The 1,516-nt window shown below is 52.0% G+C and carries 2 protein-coding genes; both read left to right on the forward strand.

What is annotated here, in order from left to right; all coding sequences use genetic code 11:
* The first annotated feature begins 136 nt into the window (after positions 1-136).
* A complete protein-coding gene (locus tag ACNRUY_RS26430; RefSeq protein ID WP_488114652.1) occupies positions 137-691 on the forward strand; it encodes an ash family protein in 555 nt (184 codons plus the stop codon).
* Between the two features lie 14 nt (positions 692-705).
* Positions 706-1,449 carry a BRO family protein gene (locus ACNRUY_RS26435; protein ID WP_488114653.1) on the forward strand — a complete coding sequence of 248 codons (744 nt, stop codon included), beginning with the start codon at positions 706-708 and terminating at the stop codon, positions 1,447-1,449.
* Positions 1,450-1,516: the final 67 nt, after the last annotated feature.

The following is a 1,516-nucleotide window of genomic DNA, read 5'->3' on the forward strand; positions in this document are numbered from 1 at the left end:
AGCGCCACAGCAGAACGGATACGCTCAGGCACGGAATAACCCACCGCCTCAGCAGCAGCAACCGTATCACGGCGGTGACCAATACGATTCGGATATTCCGTTCTAACCGATACCACTGGACAGGGGGTATTTGACAATGGCAGCAAACCGCATATATGCTGAAAAGGCAGTGGCAAAATCCACTGCCGGGATTAGCAGCCCGGTTTACTCAAAGGCGCACAAGTCGCCCGTCAATAATGCGGCTTTTTTTGTGCGTAACGCTTGCCCCTACCTGTTTGTTATGGTGGGTCGGGCGGGGCAGCCTTCGGGCTGGCCGGTATCCTTTGAGGCCGGTACTGCTAACCCTGCTCGGCCCGCCTCCATTTCGAGATTAGCAGCTCCAAGAGGCGGTTTGAAAACCTACTCAAAGGAGTTCGTCATGGCACAACAAAACCAAGGCCGTGTAATTCCGCTCACCCCTTCCATCAAAGAACAGCTCTGTGCCTGCTCCGTTATGGACGACCTGCACAGCAAGCGCATTGTTATCTCTGATCTGGCCCAGATGCTCAACCAGGCATTAACCCGTGAAGAGAACACCTCCTCCCTGCCCAGCCTGGCAAGGGCCATTATCCACACCGTCGATGCCATGGAAGAAGACCTTGAAGATTTGGCCGCTTCCGCTGATTTGTACGCCGACCAGAACAAACACTAAAAAGAGAGCGAGCCATGACTACTAACAACATCACCACATTCAGCCACACCCTTTTCGGCAACGTCCGCACTCTGGCCGGAAAAGATGGAGAAATCTGGTTTATCGCAAAGGATGTAACCGACGCTCTTGGCTTTGGAACCGCAAAGGATGGAATCAGGGGGGTGGATGATGAAGACCGGGGTAGGCAGAATGTGCCCACCCTCTCTGGAACCCAGAGCATGAGCGTGATTAACGAATCTGGGCTTTACTCCTGCATCCTGAAATCCCGGAAACCGGAAGCGGCCAAGTTCAAGAAGTGGGTCACCTCTGAAGTTCTGCCTTCCATTCGCAAAACCGGCAGCTACGGTATCACCACAATCGACTGGTCCGATACCGGACAGGTTGCTGGAATCCTGAGCCAATCCCTTCAGCAAGTGCAGAAGCAGCAAATCACCATTGAGCACCAGGCAGAAAAAATCGAAGCCGATAAGCCCAAGGTTAACTTCTATGAGCAGTACGCCAATAAAGATGGCCTTTACACTCTTCAGAATGCTGGGCGATTGTTGACGGGTAAGCCCAACAAATTCATTCAAGGCTTGAAAGGTGAATACCTGTTTTATCAGGGAACCGCTCTGGTAGCCAAGGTGAAATACACTGAGCAAAATCTCTTTGAAGTAAAAGCCACCATCGTCGATGACACAGCCAGATTGCAAACCTATGTCACCCCGAAAGGTATTCAGTACTTTGCCAAAAAGCTGGGCGTAACGGTGGCAGCGTAATGGCAAGTGTGAAAGCAACCCGACACCAACCCAAAGGGGGCATGTGCCTGGCCTGCAAACATATATC

This window comes from Endozoicomonas sp. Z74 (assembly GCF_057680865.1).